We start from the raw sequence: 14,287 nt of genomic DNA, 5'->3' as shown, positions 1-14,287 counted from the left end.
ACGATGAGGGGCCACCCCCGCGCTTCACACAGGGGCCTGACGGCGACATGGTGACAGCGACGCCTCTACCGATATGTGTATGCGTGTACCGATGACGAGACGACTGACGAAGGACCTGAAGTGAATATCCGCTCCCTCACTCGAGGCGACGGCGTGGTGATCGGAGCAGCGGTATTGCTGTTCATCGCGTCGTTCCTGGACACGTTCGACGGCTCCGGCAGTGACGTCCCGAACGCCTGGGACAACCTCGGCCTCGTAATGAGCATGTATCTCGGCGGAATCATCGGTGCCGCCCTGATCGTCGTCGCCCGCGCGCTTCCGCAGCCGCGCAAGGTGGCCGGCATCGACCTGGGGCAGTTCGGTGTCGCGCTGACGGTCTTCGCCGCGTGGACGGCGTTCTGGACGATCATCGACCCGCTCGGTGCGTTCAGCGACACCTTCGGCAGCACCGACATCGAGACGGGCTCCGGTCTGATCCTGGGCCTGATCGCCGCGCTGCTGCTGGCCGCCGGCGCGGTCGCCACCCCGCTGGTGCCCGCCCTCCAGGCCGCCCTCGTCCCGGCGCCCAGGCCGGCCGCCCCGCAGCCGTACGGCGCGCAGCCGCCCGCCGGTTACGGCTACCCGGGCGCCCCGCAGCAGCCGTCGGCGTTCGGCGGTCCGCCGCAGCAGGGCCAGCCGAGTCAGCCGCCGTTCGGCGCCCAGCCGGGTCCGGCGCAGCCCTCGGGCGGGGACTTCTCCCCGTTCTGGTTCGCCGTGCCGGTGCCGCGCCCGCTGTACGCGGAGGACGGTGCGCCGATGCCGATCGCCGAACTGGCGCCGGGCACCTGGTACCTCGCGGTCGAGCAGGGCGCCCAAGGCCTGGTCGCCCAGACCCAGGACGGCCGCCGCGGTGTCCTGCGGGACTCCTCCGGTATCCAGCGCGGCTGAGCCCCGGCTCTCCCGCACAGCTTCACGCACGGCCCCTCGCCCTTCCGGGCGGGGGGCCGTTGTCGTACAGTCGCAGCCTTCCCTTGTCTGACACACCGTCAGGAGGCGGGCATGCGGCTCGGTCTGGCGCTCGGCTACTGGGGCCGCGGCCCCTCCCCCGACCACGTGGAGCTGGCGCGTGAGGCGGAACGGCTCGGTTACGACTCCGTGTGGACGGCGGAGTCCTGGGGCTCGGACGCCTTCACGCCCCTCACCTGGATCGCCGCCCGCACCTCGACGATCAAACTGGGCACGGCGGTCGCGCAGATGGCGGCCCGCTCCCCCACCACGACCGCGATGCACGCCCTGACCCTGGACCATCTCTCCGGCGGCCGGATGACGCTCGGGCTCGGCCTGTCCGGCCCCCAGGTGGTGGAGGGCTGGTACGGCCGGCCGTTCCCCCAGTCCCCCCTGACCGCGACCCGGGAGTACGTGGACGTGGTGCGCCAGGTGCTGCGCCGCCGGGCGCCGGTGGAACTGGACGGCCGCTTCCACTCGCACCCCTACCGCGGCCCGGACGCGACGGGCCTCGGCAGACCGCTCAGGTCCATCACCCACCCGCTGCGCCCCGACCTGCCGGTGCTGCTGGGCGCGGAGGGTCCGCGCAACGTCGCCCAGACGATCCGTATCGCCGACGGCTGGCTGCCGCTGTACTGGTCGCCCGACCGGCCGGACGCGTACGGCCCGGCGGTCGCGGAACTGCCCGACGGTTTCCGGGTCGCGCCCCTCGCCCAGGCGCGGATCTGTGCCGACGTCGCCGAGGGGCTGCTCCCCGTGAAGACCATGCTCGGCTTCTACATCGGCGGCATGGGCCACGCCACCCGCAACTTCCACGCCGACCTGATGGCCCGCATGGGATATGAGGAGGAGGCCCGGCACATCCAGGAACTGTTCCTGGCCGGGCGGCGCGAGGAGGCGGTGCTGGCCGTCCCGGACGCCTTCGCCGACGAGATCTCCCTGGTCGGCCCGCGCGAACGCGTCGCCGAGCGGCTGGAGTCCTGGCGCAAGGGGCCGGTGACGGACCTGCTGGTCGTCGCCCCGGACCGGACGACCCTCCGGGTGCTGGCGGAGCTCAACTCATAGCCACGGGCGCACGGAGAGCGAACACTCCACGTTTCAACCGGGATTCCGGGGCCAGACGGAAGTCATGTCTCGATATCGCAGTGGTTCCAACTCCGCCGGAACGGTCATAGCGGTGGTCGCGGACGTCATGGCCGTCATCCTCGGGCTGTGGATCCTCATGTACCTGCTGGACGCCAACAGGGGCAACGACCTGGTCCAGTTCGTGCATGACGCGGCCAACTGGCTGGCCGGCTGGTCACGTGACCTGTTCACGTTCGACGAGGCGTGGGCGCGGGTGGTGGCGGGCTACGGCCTGGCAGCCGTCGTCTACCTGTTCATCGGTCACGCGATCGCCAACCGGGTCCACCGCCACTAAGACAGATCCCGGGGCGGGTCCGGTGACCCGTCCCGGGAACCAGTCCGCCCCCGGGAACGAGCCAGGCCAGGAACAGGCCACGAACAGGCCAGGCCCGGAAGCGGCTCAGGCGCAGCAGTCCGCCTCGAGCCCGGACAGCCCGGACGGCAGCTGCTCCCCGCCGAACACGGCGCAGGTGGCCTCGTGACCACCGAGGGCCGCCACGGCGAGCAGCAGCGACCCCGCGGTCCAGGTGGTCAGCTCCTGGGGCCAGATCGCCTCGTCGTCGAACACGAACCCCGTCCAGTACAGGCCCGACTCCGCGTCGCGCAGGTGCTGGATCGACTGAAGGATCTCCAGCGCCCGGTCGGACTCGCCCATCACCCAGAGCGCGAGGGCGAGTTCGGCCGACTCGCCGCCCGTCACCCACGGGTTGGGGTCGACACAGCGCACGCCGAGACCCGGGACCACGAACCGATCCCACTCGGCCTCGATCCGGGACTTGGCCTCCGTGCCGGTCAACGCCCCGCCCAGCACCGGGTAGTACCAGTCCATCGAGTAGCGGTCCTTGTCGAGGAACCGCTCGGGGTGCCTGCGGATCGCGTGCCGCAGGGCCCCCACCGCCAACTCCCAGTCGGGCTGCGGCTCTTCGCGCTGCTCGGCGATGGCGAGCGCGCAGCGCAGTGCCTGGTGGACGGAGGAGGAGCCGGTGAGCAGCGCGTCGGCGGTCGGGGTGCCGTCGTCGTCGCGCCGCCAGCCGATCTGGCCGCCGGGCTGCTGGAGCCGCAGCACGTACTCGACGGCCGCGTAGACGGCCGGCCACATGCGGTCCAGGAAGGTGTCGTCGCCGGTGGACAGGTAGTGGTGCCAGACGCCCACCGCTATGTAGGCGACGAAGTTCGTCTCGCGTCCACGGTCGGTGACGTCGTCGAAGGCGCCGTCCGCGTAGGCAGCGAACCAGGAACCGTCCTCGTTCTGGTGCCGGGCCAGCCAGGTGTACGCCCGCTCGGCGGCCTCGTGTTCGCCCGCCGCGTCCAGCGCCATCGCGGCCTCGGTGTGGTCCCACGGGTCGAGGTGGTGGCCCCGGAACCACGGGATCGCACCGTCCTCACGCTGCACGGCGAGGATGCCGGCGACGGTCTCGGCGGCCTGCTCGGAGGTGAGGACCCCGGGCAGGACGAGGTGCTCTGTCCGGGGTGTGGTCACTTGGCGTCCGCCCCGGTCTTCTCGGCCTGCTCGGTCTTGTCCGCCTGCGCGGTCCTGTCCGGCTGCCCGGCGTTCTCTGCCTGCTCGGAGAGTCGCGGCAGGTGCGGCTTGGTCGCGTAGGCCACGAAGCTCTTGCCGATGAGCGGGTTCAGCGCCTGCTCGGCGACCCGGGTGGCGAGGGGCTTCTTCATGATGTCCCAGACCAGCAGCTTGTGGTACGCCCGCACCGGCAGCGCCTTGTCGTTGTCGACGCCGAAGGCGCACTTCAGCCACCAGTACGGCGAGTGCAGCGCGTGGGCGTGGTGGGTGCCGTACGGCTTCAGGCCCGCCTCGCGGATCTTCGTGAGCAGTTCGTCCGCCCGGTAGATGCGGATGTGGCCGCCCTCCACCTCGTGGTAGGCGTCGGAGAGGGTCCAGCAGACCTTCTCGGGGCCGTAGCGCGGGACGGTGATGGCGATCCGGCCGCCCGGCTTGAGCACCCGCACCATCTCGGCGAGGACACCCTTGTCGTCCGGGATGTGCTCCATGACCTCGGAGATGATCACGACGTCGAAGGACTCGTCGGGGAAGGGCAGGGCGAGGGCGTCGCCCTCCATGGCCGTAGCGGTGGCTCCCTCGGGGGCCTCGCCGGCCTCCTTCATCGCCGCGAACCACTTGGCGACCTCGCGGATCTCCTCGGCGTTCTGGTCGAGGGCCACGACCTGCGCACCGCGCCGGTAACACTCGAAGGCGTGCCGGCCGGCACCGCAGCCCAGGTCCAGGACTCGGTCGCCCGGGGCGAGCGGGAACCGGGAGAAGTCGACGGTCAGCACGTGGCCCTGCTTTCGCGATCGCGATCGGATGCTTCGGATACGGCGTCGGTGTCGGCACCGGACCCGGCACCGACGGACTCGACGGCTTCGGGGGCGGCGGAAGCCGCGGAAGCCTCGGCGACCCGTGAGCGACCGCGGCCGGCTATCGCCTCGCGGTACCGGGCCACGGTCCCCTCGGCGGCCCGCGCCCAGGTGAACCGCTCGAGCACCCGTTGGCGTCCGGCCGCACCGAGCCGGGCCCGCAACTCCGGGTCGCCCAGCAGCCGTCCGAGACCCGTGGCCAGCGCACCGGAGTCGCCCGGCGGCACGGCCAGGCAGGTCTCGCCGTCGCGCCCGGCGACCTCGGGGATCGCCCCGCCGGTCGTGGCGAGCAGCGGGGTGCCCGTGGCCATGGCCTCGGCGGCCGGCAGGGAGAAGCCCTCGTACAGCGACGGCACGCAGGCGACCTCCGCCGAGCGGACCAGGTCGACCAGTTCGGCGTCGGAGATGCCCTTGACGAACTCGACGGCGCCTTCGAGGCCGTACCGCTCGATCGCCTGGGCGACCGGCCCCTCCTGCGGGCGCTTGCCGACGACGACGAGGTGGGCGTGCGGGTGCTCGGTGCGCACCTTGGCCAGCGCCTCGACGAGGAAGACCAGGCCCTTGAGCGGGACGTCCGCGCTGGACGTCGTCACGATCCGGCCCGGTACGACGGCCACGGCGGGGTTCGGCGAGAACAGGTCGGTGTCGGCACCGATGTGGATGACGTGGACGCGGTCGTCGCGGACGCCGAGGTGGTCGACGATCTCCTGGCGGGAGGTGCCGGAGACGGTGAGCACGGACGGCAGCCGGCGCGCGACCCGCTTCTGCATCCGGGTGAACGCGTACCAGCGGCGCACGGAGTACCGGCGCCGCCACCCCTCGGCCGCGTCCAGCTCCAACTGCCGGTCGACGGTGATGGGGTGGTGGATGGTGGTGACGAGGGGCGCGCCGATGTCCCCCAGCAGCCCGTATCCCAGGGTCTGGTTGTCGTGCACGATGTCGAACTCGCCGCTGCGCGCGCGGAGATGGCGGCGGGCCCGCAGCGAGAAGGTCAGCGGCTCGGGGAAGCCGCCGGTCCACATCGTGGCGACCTCGAGGGCGTCGACCCAGTCGCGGTACTCGCCGCGCTTCGGGGTGCGGAAAGGATCCGGCTGACGGTAGAGGTCGAGGCTGGGCAGCTCGGTGAGGGTGAGACGGTCGTCGTGGCCCGGGTCGAGCACCGGATAGGGCTGGGAGCCGATCACCTCGACGCGGTGACCGAGTCGGGCGAGCTCACGCGAGAGATGCCGTACATAGACGCCCTGGCCCCCGCAGAACGGGTTCCCCTTATAGGTGAGGAGAGCGATGTGGAGCGATCTCCCGCCGTCGGCGGCGAGGTCGTGCCGGGGCCCTGCCTGACTGGCCTCAGCGGTCACTCCGGGCCCCCTTCTGCCTGCATTGTCCCGCGAGACTACGACGGGACGCTAATCTAGAACAAGTTTCAGACTTGATCGTTCGGGAGGCTCTGAATCTACCGGCAGGTAGGAGAGCTGTGAGCAGTGGATCAGGTGATTCACGCCACGGCCGACCGCCCCGTCGAGCTGTGCGCCCACTGAGCCTCACCGACTGTCACGGAACGGGACCCATGCCTGCGGAAGCCAGCACTCAGCACCCTGCCCACTCCCCGCTCACCCAGCGGCAGGAGGAGCGTCGGCGTCGCATCCTGCACGCGAGCGCGCAGTTGGCCAGCCGGGGCGGGTTCGACGCGGTGCAGATGCGGGAGGTCGCGGAGTCCTCACAGGTCGCCCTGGGCACGCTCTACCGCTACTTTCCCTCCAAGGTGCACCTGCTGGTCGCCACGATGCAGGACCAGCTGGAGCACATGCACGGCACGCTCAGGAAGAAGCCCCCGACGGGCGAGCGGGCGGCGGACCGCGTCGCGGAGACCCTGATGCGCGCCTTCCGCGCCCTCCAGCGCGAGCCGCACCTGGCGGACGCGATGGTCCGCGCGCTGACCTTCGCCGACCGCAGCGTCTCACCGGAGGTCGACCAGGTCTCCCGTCAGACGACGGCGATCATCCTGGACTCGATGGGCCTGACCGACCCCACCCCGGAGCAGCTCTCGGCGGTCCGCGTCATCGAGCACACCTGGCACTCGGCGCTCATCACCTGGCTGTCGGGGCGCGCGTCCATCGCCCAGGTACGGATCGACATCGAGACGGTGTGCCGGCTGATCGACGTGACGGACCCCCGGACCCACGAGTAGAACCCACGAACGGGACACACGGGCAGGGCACGCGAGCAGAGCGCACAACAGGCAGGACGCACGCAAGGGACCTACGAGACGACGAGGGTTTCCTTCAGATCCTGTCCCGCGACCTTCAGGTCCCTCGGTCCGTCCGTCGACGTCGGCCTCAGCGGATGCCTTCGCGTCACGCAGAAGTCGGCTACTCCGGTCGGACCCCCTCATTCGCCTCGTAGGCCACTACCAGGATAAAACGTCCTAAACATGACGCAATACCCTATCGGGAATTTTCTTCACTCCTCCGGCGGGAACACCGCCTCCCCGCTGCCCACCAGCGTGATCATGATCGCCTCCACCGGGCAGCTCTCCGCCGCCGCCAGCACCCGCTCGTTGGCGTCCAGGTCGGGGTCGGCCGGATGGGACTGGCGCGCGGTGTCGAGCCGGAAGCCGTCGGGCGCGTGGTGGACGCACTGGGCGGATCCGATGCACAGGGACCGGTCCACCTCGACGTGCCAGCGATCCCCCATGGCCCGTCAGCCCTCCCATCCCGCCGGCAGGTGGATCATCTTGTGCTCGAGGTACTCGCCGAAGCCCTCGGGCCCGAACTCCCGCCCCAGCCCGGAGTTCTTGTAGCCGCCGAACGGCCCGAGCATGTCGAGGCTGAAGGTGTTCACCGAGTACGTCCCGGTACGGACCTGCCGGGCGACCTCGATGCCGTGCTCGACGTCGGCCGTCCACACGCTGCCGCTGAGCCCGTAGTCGGAGTCGTTCGCGATCCGCAGCGCCTCGGACTCGTCGCCGTAGGGCAGCAGGCAGATCACCGGCCCGAAGATCTCCTCGCGGGCGATCCGCATGGAGTTGTCGACGTCACCGAACAGAGTCGGTTCCACGTACCAGCCGCGCTCCAGACCCGGCGGACGCCCTCCGCCCGTGAGGATCTTCGCGCCCTCCTCCTGCCCGATCCGGATGTAGTCGAGGTTCCGGCGCTGCTGCCGCCGCGCCACCAGCGGACCGACCTGGGTCGCCGGGTCCAGCGGGTCGCCGACGACCAGCGCGGCCGCCGCGGCGGTGAAGGCGTCCGCGAACTCGTCGTAGCGCGAGCGCGGCAGAAGGATGCGGGTCTGGGCCACACAGGCCTGCCCGTTGTTCATCCAGGCGGCCGAGACGATCCCGGGGACGGACGTGGCGATGTCCGCGTCCGGCAGGACGACGGCCGCCGACTTGCCGCCGAGCTCCAGGGTCACGCGCGTCAGGTTCCTGGACGCCACCTCCATGACCCGCTTGCCGGCCGCGACCGAGCCGGTGAACGACACCTTGTCGACGCCCGGATGCCCGACCAGGTACTCGCTCACCTCACGGTCCGCCGGCAGGATCGACAGCACGCCCTCCGGCAGCCCCGCCTCCCGCGCGATCTCGGCCAGCAGATACGCGTCCAGCGGCGACTCCGGCGAGGGCTTCAGCACCACCGCGCAGCCGGTGAGCAGCGCGGGCGCGAGCTTGGCGGCCGCGACGAACTGCGGGACGTTCCAGGGGACGACGGCCGCGACCACCCCCACGGGCTCGCGCCGCACGAGGATCTTCCCGAGCACGCCGTCGCGCCGCTCCTCGAAGGTGAAGCCGCGCGCGACGGTGATCGCCGCGTCCCACACCATCATCGCGCCGAGGGCCTGCGCGAGGACGCTCCAGGAGTAAGGGGAGCCGTTCTCGGAGGAGATCACCCGCGCGATCTCCTCGTGCCGCAGCGCGATGCCGTCCTTGATACGGGTGACGACGGCGATCCGCTCGTCGAGCGACAACCGGGGCCAGGGCCCCTCGTCGAAGGCCCGCCGCGCCGCGGCCACCGCCCGGTCCACATCGCCGGCCGACGCGTGCGGCACCCGCCCGATGACCTCCTCGGTGTGCGGCGAGACGACCTCGATGACGTCCTTGCCCAGGGGGTCGGTCAGTTCCCCGCCGATGAACAGCTGTCCGTGTTCCACGAGCTCGGCCATGGCCACTGCCTTCGTCTACGTTTCTGACGGTGTTTCAGAAACTGATACCAGTTCTAGTTAAAGTAGTCCACGGACAGCACGAGAATGCCCCTGACCAGCGGTTTCCCGATGATCAGGGGCGGGCGCGGAAAGCGGGGGCCGTCAGGGGGCCGTCGGGGGCCTGCGGGCCGTCCGGTACATCTCGTCGACGGCCTTCCGCGTACGCGTCTCGCTGCTCGGCATGAGGTGGGTGTAGGTGCGCAGCGTGAACCCGGCGTCGGCGTGACCGAGGTAGGCACTCAGGGCCTTGATGCTCTCCCCGGAGTCGAGGAGCACCGAGGCGTAGAAGTGCCGAAGCGCGTGCATGCCGTCCTCGCGGGCTTCCTTGTACCGCTCCCCCGGCCCAGGCTTGGGGATCACTCCCGCTGCGGCGAGCGCAGGCTTCCAGGCATGCGCGTTGAAGGCGTTGCGCCAGACTGCCCCACCCTCAGCACCGGTGAAGTACAGGAGCCTGGTCACCGGCTCGCCGTCGGGGCGCATCCACGGCAACGTGACTTCGGCCGGCGGGAAGGCCGTCATGTGCTCGGCGAGCGCGGAGGCGACCGAGTCCGGCAGCGGCACATCCCGGAGCTTGCCGTTCTTCGGCGGAGCGAAGACCAGCTTCCGGTCCACCACCTTGACCTGGTGGGTGACGTGCAGAACGCCGGACAGCGGCTCCACCTCGTCGACGGCCAGCCCGAAGATCTCCCCTTGCCGAAGTCCGCAACCAGCTCCGACGTCGACCATGGCCCGGTACCAGTCGGGCAGCCCCTGCCGCACGGCGAACACACGGTCCGCAGACCACGGAGCGACACGACCAGGGGCGGGCTTCGGGCGCCGGACCGAGCGCGCCCCGCAGGGATTGCGGGCGAGGCGACCGTCGTCGACAGCGGCAGCCAGCACCGCCGACACGTTCCCGAAGATCACACGGCGGGACGAACCGGCACTTCCCGCGTCCTCCAGCTTGCGTATCCAGGCTCGCATGTCGGACGGCTGGAGCGAGGAGAGGGGACGGCTTCCGAGGTACGGGAAGGCATGGAGCCGAAGGCGACGCTCCGTGTTCTCGCGAGTCGTCGGGTCGGTCGTCTGCCCGGCCAGCCACTCGGTGGCGTACTGCTGAAAGGTGACCTTCCCTGCCTCGGGGTCGAGGTACTGGCCCCGCGACATGTCCGCCTCGATGCCCGCGAGCCACTGGTCAGCGAGCCGCTTCTTGCCATCGGGGAAGCTCTTCGACTTCTCGGTGCCGTCCGGTCCGACGTACCGGGCCCGGTAGCGCAGGCCGAGTCCATGACGGTCGGCCTTGACCTTGCGCGGCTTGCCGTCCGGGCTGGCTTCCATGCGGAACCAGCGATCCTGAACATGCCCGGCCATCAGGCAGCCTCCCCAAGCTGGTTGTCCACCCAGGCCCGCACGTCGTTTGGGTCGAAGCGCAGATGCCGGCCGACGCGGAAGCCGCGGGGACCGGTGCGCTTGCGACGCCACTGGTAGACCGTCTCGACGCTGGGCAGCTCGAACATCTCCACCAGGTCGTCAGGCGTCAGGAAGCGGTTGGGCAACTCGGAGGGCATGTCACCACTCCCTTTCGTCGGTTGGCAGGTCGCGTAGGGCTTCGCGGGCTGTTTCGCGGTTGGCCTGGAGGCCGCGGGCGATGGTGGCGGCGAGGGCGGATTCTCCGGGGGTGTGGCCGTGTCCGGCGTACTGCCAGTCGGCCAGGACGAGGACGGTGTCCGGCTCCTGGTCCTCGAGGCCGAGGGCGGCGTGCTCCTGGGCGGCGCGGTAGTCGGCACGTGTCTGGCGGAGTTCGCCGAGGGTGGTGGAGTAGCGGCGGGACTTTGAGGAGAAGTGGCCGCGGAAGCCGAGCATGTGGGCCCAGGCCCACAGGCGGCGGTCGGGGTAGAGCGGGTCGAGTTCCTTGCAGGCCTGGATGAGTCGGCGGGCGTGGTCGGGCACGCCGTGGCGGTCGAGTTCGGAGAGTTCGCCGATGCGGCGGTCGAGGGTGCCGGTGTTCTCGGCGGCTTTGGTGGCGTACTTGGCGACGTAGGAGGCGACGGCCTGTTCGGTGATGTCGGAGCCGTCGCCGAAGGCCTTGACCGGGCGGACGTCGAGCTGTCGGCCCCATCGGAACGTCCGGGCGGGCTGGCCCTCGGCGGCGGGTACCGAGACCGAGGTGTAGGAGTGGGTGGCGGCGGCCTGGATGGCGTCGGTGAGGAGGTCGACGGTTGCCCAGGCCGGGGGCGGGGTGTTCGGGCCGTCGGGGCCGTCGATGCGGATGACGGCGTGGAAGTGCAGGGCTCCGCGCTTTTGGAACTCGGCGACCTTGCCGTAGGAGACTCGGGCGGCTTCCTTCAGCTCGCGTTGGGAGAGACCGGCGCGGGCGGCGATCTCGCGGCGGAGCCGGTTGGTGAAGCGCTGCCAGAGCTGTCCGGCGTGGTTGTTGAACAGGACCGCACCCTCGTAGTCGTACGTGTCCGGGTCGAGGGCAGTGCCGAGGGCAGGGTCGTCGGCGGCATGGTGGGTGCCGCAGCGGCAGACGCCCCGGTCGGGCCGGTTGTGGACGCGGCCGAAGGACGGAGCCGTGAGGGTGGCGAAGACGCGGGGATGGTCGCGGACGGTGGCGGGGATGTCGCGGCGGTCGTCTCCGACGAGTCCGGCGCGGATGAGGTGGTAGGTGTCGCCTGCGTAGGTCCAGGCGCAGGAGGGGCAGCGGGAGGCGCGGCGGTTGCCGCAGGCGAGGCGGAGGCGTCCGCCGGGCTCGTTCTCGGTGGAGTAGTGGTGCAGGGTCTCGCCGGTGGTCTTGTCCTTGGTGAGGGTCCAGCCAGTGAGGTGGATCGGGTCGGCGCAGCCGCCGGTGCGGCGGATCTGGTCTTCCCAGCGGTCGTAGTCGGACGCCGAAGCCACCCTCAGCAGGTCGCCGAGGGTGGTCGGGTCGAGCAGCGTGTCGCGCGTCAACGCAGCCAGCCTCGCTTCTGCGGGGTGTTGGCCTGGCGGCTGGCGGGACCGGATGCTTCGTCAGCGGAGCGACCGCGAGAAGGCTTTGCGTTGCGGCCGGTGTCGTGCAGCTCGTGTGCCTTGGCGGTCTTCTTCAGTCGGTCGAAGTCGCCGTCCAGTCCGTCGGACAGGATCCGGTCGGGTCCGAGGCTCCAGCGGCGGGGCATCAGACGTTCACCCCCTGCCGGTACACGCGGCGGGCGGTGCCAGCGCCCTGGCAGGCGGGGCAGTGCGCGGTGATGGTGCGCAGGTGGCCACGGTGGTCGCGGCCGCCGAGGGTGACGGCGGCGGAGGCGAAGCCGTGGCAGGCCGGGCAGATCCTCGGCGGGGGCGGGGTGTGGTGGGCCATGATGGTGGTTCCTTTCGATTGCGGTTGGAAGGAACGGCCCCGGGTGGCGGCGTGCTTGGCGGCTTGTGCGCCACCCGGTGGCCTCTCAGCGAGTAGTGCGGGAGCCCCGGCGGCCACGGCCTTTCGCGGCGTACATGGCCGCGTCGGCGGCGGCGAGCGCATCGGTCAGGACGGGCACCGGAAGCTCGGAGATGTGGCAGGCCCCGACAGAGGCGGCCAGCGGCAGCGACATCCCGTCGTAGTGCAGCGGCCGGTGAAGTGCGGCGGTGAGCGCCTCGAGGTCCGTGGCGGCCAAGTTCCGGACGATGGCGACGAATTCGTCGCCGCCCAGGCGGCCCGGGATGCCGGTGTGTCCGCACCAGGTGCGCAGCCGGTCGGCGGTGGCGACGAGGGCGGCGTCCCCGGCGGCGTGGCCGTGGGTGTCGTTCAGGGTCTTGAAGTGGTCGAGGTCGACCAGGAGCACGGCGACGTTCGGGTGCCGGCGGATGAGGTGCTCGGCGCGGTCGCTCCATCCGGCGCGGGTGTGCAGGCCGGTGAGCGGGTCGCGGCGGGCGCAGGCGAGGCGGCGGGCAAGAACACTGCTGTGCACGGCCCAGCCGAGTAACGGCAGGATGCTCACGGTGGTGTGCGGGTCCATGGCGTTCTCCTTGGCGATGCGGTTGGCGTACCGGAACGCGGTCCCAGAGACGGCGGCGTGCTTGGCGGCTTGTGCGACGCCCCCGGGACCTTTCAGCGGTGGTGCTGGGAGGAGACGAGCGAGCGGATCACCAGGGCGCAGACGGCGACCGAGGCGGCGGTGACGGCGACCGCCAGGAGCATCGAGACGAGAACCGTGCCGACGACCAGGACCACGGCAGTGCCGCCGCCAACCAGGGCGAGCACGGACCCCGGAGTGAGCTGCACCGTGGGCCGCGACGACGCCGGGGACTGAGCGGCAGGGGCCGGGGCGGGGGTGACGGGGGCGTGCTGGATGACGGCGGTCGGCTCCACGACGACCGGCCGCGAGACGAGCCCGGTCGGGGTGGGCATGGTGGGGATCTTCGGGCGGAGCATGGCGGATCTCCCTTCTCAGGTGGCTACTTGACGGCGGTGTCGATGACCGGGGCGAGCAGGCTGTCGGCGATGAGGTAGCCGCCGAGGAGCAGCACCAGGACCAGCCAGAGCGGCGGGCGGAAGAGCTTGCAGCCGAGGTAACCGACGACGGCGAGGGCGAACCAGAGCGGGACCTGCATGGCGGTATCTCCTAGCGGACGCGGCAGCGATGGGTGCGGGCGGCGAGCTGGGCGGCGGTGCCGCTGGAGTAGTCGGCGGACCAGCCGCAGCGGTCGGCGGTGCAGACGGCGGCGTGCTTGGTCCGGCCGTTGCGGTCGCGGTGGGTGCCGATCTGCACGGGGCCGATCCGCATCACCGAGTGGAAGTTGTCTCGGGCAGGCATGGCGGTGGTTCTCCCTTCGAGTCAGGCGAGCTGGGCGGCGATGGCGTCGGCGAGGTGGGGCGGGACGCCGAGGCGGGCGCGCAGGGTGTCGGTGTCGATCGGGCCGCCGGTCCGGTCGCGGTATTCGTCGGCGACCTTGCGGGCGTGGTCGACGAGAACGGCGGGAACCGCGGGTGCCGGGTCGGCGGGCGGCAGGGCCGGGGGCTCTTCCACCGGGGTGGGCGAGGGTTCCGGCTCCAGCACGGGCACGGACTCGGGAACCGGCTCGGGGTCGGTGACGGCGTCGGGTTCAGGGGCCGGGGCGGGTGCCGGCGGGGTGGGTGTGTGGTGGTCGGCGGAGTGGGCGAGGAGGGTTCCGCCGAGGAAGGCGAGGGCGGGCCATCCGGCGATGCCGAGGCGGAGAAGGGCGGGCGGGTCGGCCAGGTCGAGGAACCCGGCGGTCGCGACGTTCGCGCCGAGCGAGGCACACAGGGCGATCACGAACCAGCACCAGGCAAGCCGCGACGGGCCCTCGCTCCGGAGCCGTCGCCAGGCGGCGACCAGGAGCAGGTCCACGCTGATCGGGTAGGCCCACGCCTTCCAGCCGTCCTGCCCGGCAGCGGCAGCCAGGTCGTGCAGGTGGGCGAAGGACAAGGCTCCGGCGATGACGGCCTGGACCAGAACGGCGTCTACGCGCAGACCGTGACGGGCGGCCATCAGGACTCCTCACCGGGAACGGCGGGCGGCTCGGGGAGCGAAGCGGCCAGGGCGGGGCTGATGGCGTCGACGAAGTCGAGGTCCGCGCCGATGGTGTCGGCGTACAGGGCGAGTTGGCCGAGCAGCAGGACCGTGCGGGCGAAGTCCTCGCAGTCGGGGCACAT

20 protein-coding genes are annotated in these 14,287 nt (G+C 71.2%); 4 read left to right on the top strand and 16 right to left on the bottom strand.

The window, feature by feature from the left end; all coding sequences use genetic code 11:
- Positions 1-120: 120 nt before the first annotated feature.
- From ACFVYS_RS19370 to ACFVYS_RS19360, 3 genes are all read left to right on the top strand, one after another.
- The gene (locus ACFVYS_RS19370) at positions 121-927 is read left to right on the top strand and encodes a hypothetical protein (RefSeq protein ID WP_389503478.1); all 807 of its coding nucleotides are present in this window, start codon (positions 121-123) and stop codon (positions 925-927) included.
- Positions 928-1,038: 111 nt separating this feature from the next.
- A complete protein-coding gene (locus ACFVYS_RS19365) occupies positions 1,039-2,049 on the top strand; it encodes an LLM class F420-dependent oxidoreductase (protein ID WP_389503476.1) in 1,011 nt (336 codons plus the stop codon).
- 64 nt (positions 2,050-2,113) lie between these two features.
- Positions 2,114-2,404 carry a hypothetical protein gene (locus ACFVYS_RS19360; protein ID WP_054238057.1) on the top strand — a complete coding sequence of 97 codons (291 nt, stop codon included), beginning with the start codon at positions 2,114-2,116 and terminating at the stop codon, positions 2,402-2,404.
- Between the two features lie 105 nt (positions 2,405-2,509).
- On the opposite strand, the gene ACFVYS_RS19355 is transcribed toward ACFVYS_RS19360, so the two are convergent.
- The 3 genes from ACFVYS_RS19355 to ACFVYS_RS19345 are packed head-to-tail and all read right to left on the bottom strand — an operon-like array spanning position 2,510 to position 5,837.
- Positions 2,510-3,589: a prenyltransferase/squalene oxidase repeat-containing protein gene (locus ACFVYS_RS19355; protein ID WP_389503474.1), complete on the bottom strand. Its 1,080-nt coding sequence runs from the start codon at positions 3,587-3,589 to the stop codon at positions 2,510-2,512.
- Positions 3,586-4,401, bottom strand: a complete 816-nt coding sequence (locus ACFVYS_RS19350; RefSeq protein ID WP_389503472.1) for a class I SAM-dependent methyltransferase — start codon at positions 4,399-4,401, stop codon at positions 3,586-3,588. The genes ACFVYS_RS19355 and ACFVYS_RS19350 overlap by 4 nt, the downstream gene beginning before the upstream one ends.
- Entirely contained in the window at positions 4,395-5,837 is a 1,443-nt protein-coding gene (locus ACFVYS_RS19345) for a glycosyltransferase family 4 protein (protein WP_389503470.1), read from the bottom strand. Before ACFVYS_RS19345 ends, ACFVYS_RS19350 begins: the two co-directional genes overlap by 7 nt.
- A 209-nt stretch (positions 5,838-6,046) precedes the next feature.
- On the opposite strand from ACFVYS_RS19345, the gene ACFVYS_RS19340 reads away from it, so the two are divergent.
- Positions 6,047-6,667: a TetR family transcriptional regulator gene (locus ACFVYS_RS19340; protein ID WP_389503468.1), complete on the top strand. Its 621-nt coding sequence runs from the start codon at positions 6,047-6,049 to the stop codon at positions 6,665-6,667.
- A 272-nt stretch (positions 6,668-6,939) separates the two neighbouring features.
- On the opposite strand, the gene ACFVYS_RS19335 is transcribed toward ACFVYS_RS19340, so the two are convergent.
- The 13 genes from ACFVYS_RS19335 to ACFVYS_RS19275 all read right to left on the bottom strand — a co-directional run bounded on the left by ACFVYS_RS19335 (position 6,940) and on the right by ACFVYS_RS19275 (position 14,287).
- Entirely contained in the window at positions 6,940-7,173 is a 234-nt protein-coding gene (locus ACFVYS_RS19335; RefSeq protein ID WP_389503467.1) for a ferredoxin, read from the bottom strand.
- Between the two features lie 6 nt (positions 7,174-7,179).
- Complete coding sequence (locus ACFVYS_RS19330) at positions 7,180-8,637, bottom strand: aldehyde dehydrogenase (protein WP_389503465.1); 1,458 nt, start codon at positions 8,635-8,637, stop codon at positions 7,180-7,182.
- Between the two features lie 141 nt (positions 8,638-8,778).
- Positions 8,779-10,026 (bottom strand): tyrosine-type recombinase/integrase, encoded by a 1,248-nt coding sequence (locus ACFVYS_RS19325; protein ID WP_389503464.1) that lies wholly within the window; start codon positions 10,024-10,026, stop codon positions 8,779-8,781.
- Complete coding sequence (locus ACFVYS_RS19320) at positions 10,026-10,223, bottom strand: helix-turn-helix transcriptional regulator (protein WP_389503462.1); 198 nt, start codon at positions 10,221-10,223, stop codon at positions 10,026-10,028. The genes ACFVYS_RS19325 and ACFVYS_RS19320 overlap by 1 nt, the downstream gene beginning before the upstream one ends.
- A 1-nt stretch (position 10,224) precedes the next feature.
- Positions 10,225-11,604 (bottom strand): replication initiator protein RepSA, encoded by a 1,380-nt coding sequence (gene repSA / locus ACFVYS_RS19315; RefSeq protein ID WP_389503460.1) that lies wholly within the window; start codon positions 11,602-11,604, stop codon positions 10,225-10,227.
- The gene (locus ACFVYS_RS19310; protein WP_362573510.1) at positions 11,601-11,810 is read right to left on the bottom strand and encodes a hypothetical protein; all 210 of its coding nucleotides are present in this window, start codon (positions 11,808-11,810) and stop codon (positions 11,601-11,603) included. Before ACFVYS_RS19310 ends, repSA begins: the two co-directional genes overlap by 4 nt.
- On the bottom strand, positions 11,810-11,992 hold the full coding sequence (locus tag ACFVYS_RS19305; protein ID WP_389503458.1) for a hypothetical protein: 183 nt from the start codon (positions 11,990-11,992) through the stop codon (positions 11,810-11,812). Before ACFVYS_RS19305 ends, ACFVYS_RS19310 begins: the two co-directional genes overlap by 1 nt.
- An 85-nt stretch (positions 11,993-12,077) precedes the next feature.
- Positions 12,078-12,629 carry a GGDEF domain-containing protein gene (locus ACFVYS_RS19300; protein WP_389503456.1) on the bottom strand — a complete coding sequence of 184 codons (552 nt, stop codon included), beginning with the start codon at positions 12,627-12,629 and terminating at the stop codon, positions 12,078-12,080.
- 92 nt (positions 12,630-12,721) lie between these two features.
- Positions 12,722-13,045 carry a SpdD-like protein gene (locus tag ACFVYS_RS19295; RefSeq protein ID WP_389503455.1) on the bottom strand — a complete coding sequence of 108 codons (324 nt, stop codon included), beginning with the start codon at positions 13,043-13,045 and terminating at the stop codon, positions 12,722-12,724.
- Positions 13,046-13,068: 23 nt separating this feature from the next.
- Positions 13,069-13,224, bottom strand: coding sequence for a hypothetical protein (locus ACFVYS_RS19290; protein WP_020133124.1), 156 nt, complete (start codon positions 13,222-13,224; stop codon positions 13,069-13,071).
- Positions 13,225-13,235: 11 nt separating this feature from the next.
- A complete protein-coding gene (locus ACFVYS_RS19285) occupies positions 13,236-13,427 on the bottom strand; it encodes a mobile element transfer protein (RefSeq protein WP_062641684.1) in 192 nt (63 codons plus the stop codon).
- 21 nt (positions 13,428-13,448) lie between these two features.
- On the bottom strand, positions 13,449-14,123 hold the full coding sequence (locus tag ACFVYS_RS19280; protein WP_389503454.1) for a DUF2637 domain-containing protein: 675 nt from the start codon (positions 14,121-14,123) through the stop codon (positions 13,449-13,451).
- Positions 14,123-14,287, bottom strand: coding sequence for a hypothetical protein (locus tag ACFVYS_RS19275; RefSeq protein WP_389503452.1), 165 nt, complete (start codon positions 14,285-14,287; stop codon positions 14,123-14,125). The genes ACFVYS_RS19280 and ACFVYS_RS19275 overlap by 1 nt, the downstream gene beginning before the upstream one ends.

This window comes from Streptomyces sp. NPDC058295 (genome assembly GCF_042880655.1).
Taxonomy (GTDB): Bacteria; Actinomycetota; Actinomycetes; order Streptomycetales; family Streptomycetaceae; genus Streptomyces; species Streptomyces coriariae.
Note: the sequence above shows the minus strand (reverse complement) of the source record. Positions and strands in the feature narration are given on the sequence as shown.

Bases quoted from the DNA above. Each gene is read 5' to 3' on its own strand.
- ACFVYS_RS19325 (WP_389503464.1), bottom strand. From the start codon at position 10,026: ATGGCCGGGCATGTTCAGGATCGCTGGTTCCGCATGGAAGCCAGCCCG.
- ACFVYS_RS19360 (WP_054238057.1), top strand. From the start codon at position 2,114: ATGTCTCGATATCGCAGTGGTTCCAACTCCGCCGGAACGGTCATAGCG.
- ACFVYS_RS19330 (WP_389503465.1), bottom strand. From the start codon at position 8,637: ATGGCCGAGCTCGTGGAACACGGACAGCTGTTCATCGGCGGGGAACTG.
- ACFVYS_RS19280 (WP_389503454.1), bottom strand. From the start codon at position 14,123: ATGGCCGCCCGTCACGGTCTGCGCGTAGACGCCGTTCTGGTCCAGGCC.
- ACFVYS_RS19275 (WP_389503452.1), bottom strand. From the start codon at position 14,287: ATGTGCCCCGACTGCGAGGACTTCGCCCGCACGGTCCTGCTGCTCGGC.
- ACFVYS_RS19310 (WP_362573510.1), bottom strand. From the start codon at position 11,810: ATGCCCCGCCGCTGGAGCCTCGGACCCGACCGGATCCTGTCCGACGGA.
- ACFVYS_RS19305 (WP_389503458.1), bottom strand. From the start codon at position 11,992: ATGGCCCACCACACCCCGCCCCCGCCGAGGATCTGCCCGGCCTGCCAC.
- ACFVYS_RS19340 (WP_389503468.1), top strand. From the start codon at position 6,047: ATGCCTGCGGAAGCCAGCACTCAGCACCCTGCCCACTCCCCGCTCACC.
- ACFVYS_RS19290 (WP_020133124.1), bottom strand. From the start codon at position 13,224: ATGCAGGTCCCGCTCTGGTTCGCCCTCGCCGTCGTCGGTTACCTCGGC.
- ACFVYS_RS19295 (WP_389503455.1), bottom strand. From the start codon at position 13,045: ATGCTCCGCCCGAAGATCCCCACCATGCCCACCCCGACCGGGCTCGTC.
- ACFVYS_RS19365 (WP_389503476.1), top strand. From the start codon at position 1,039: ATGCGGCTCGGTCTGGCGCTCGGCTACTGGGGCCGCGGCCCCTCCCCC.
- ACFVYS_RS19320 (WP_389503462.1), bottom strand. From the start codon at position 10,223: ATGCCCTCCGAGTTGCCCAACCGCTTCCTGACGCCTGACGACCTGGTG.
- ACFVYS_RS19335 (WP_389503467.1), bottom strand. From the start codon at position 7,173: ATGGGGGATCGCTGGCACGTCGAGGTGGACCGGTCCCTGTGCATCGGA.
- ACFVYS_RS19285 (WP_062641684.1), bottom strand. From the start codon at position 13,427: ATGCCTGCCCGAGACAACTTCCACTCGGTGATGCGGATCGGCCCCGTG.
- ACFVYS_RS19300 (WP_389503456.1), bottom strand. From the start codon at position 12,629: ATGGACCCGCACACCACCGTGAGCATCCTGCCGTTACTCGGCTGGGCC.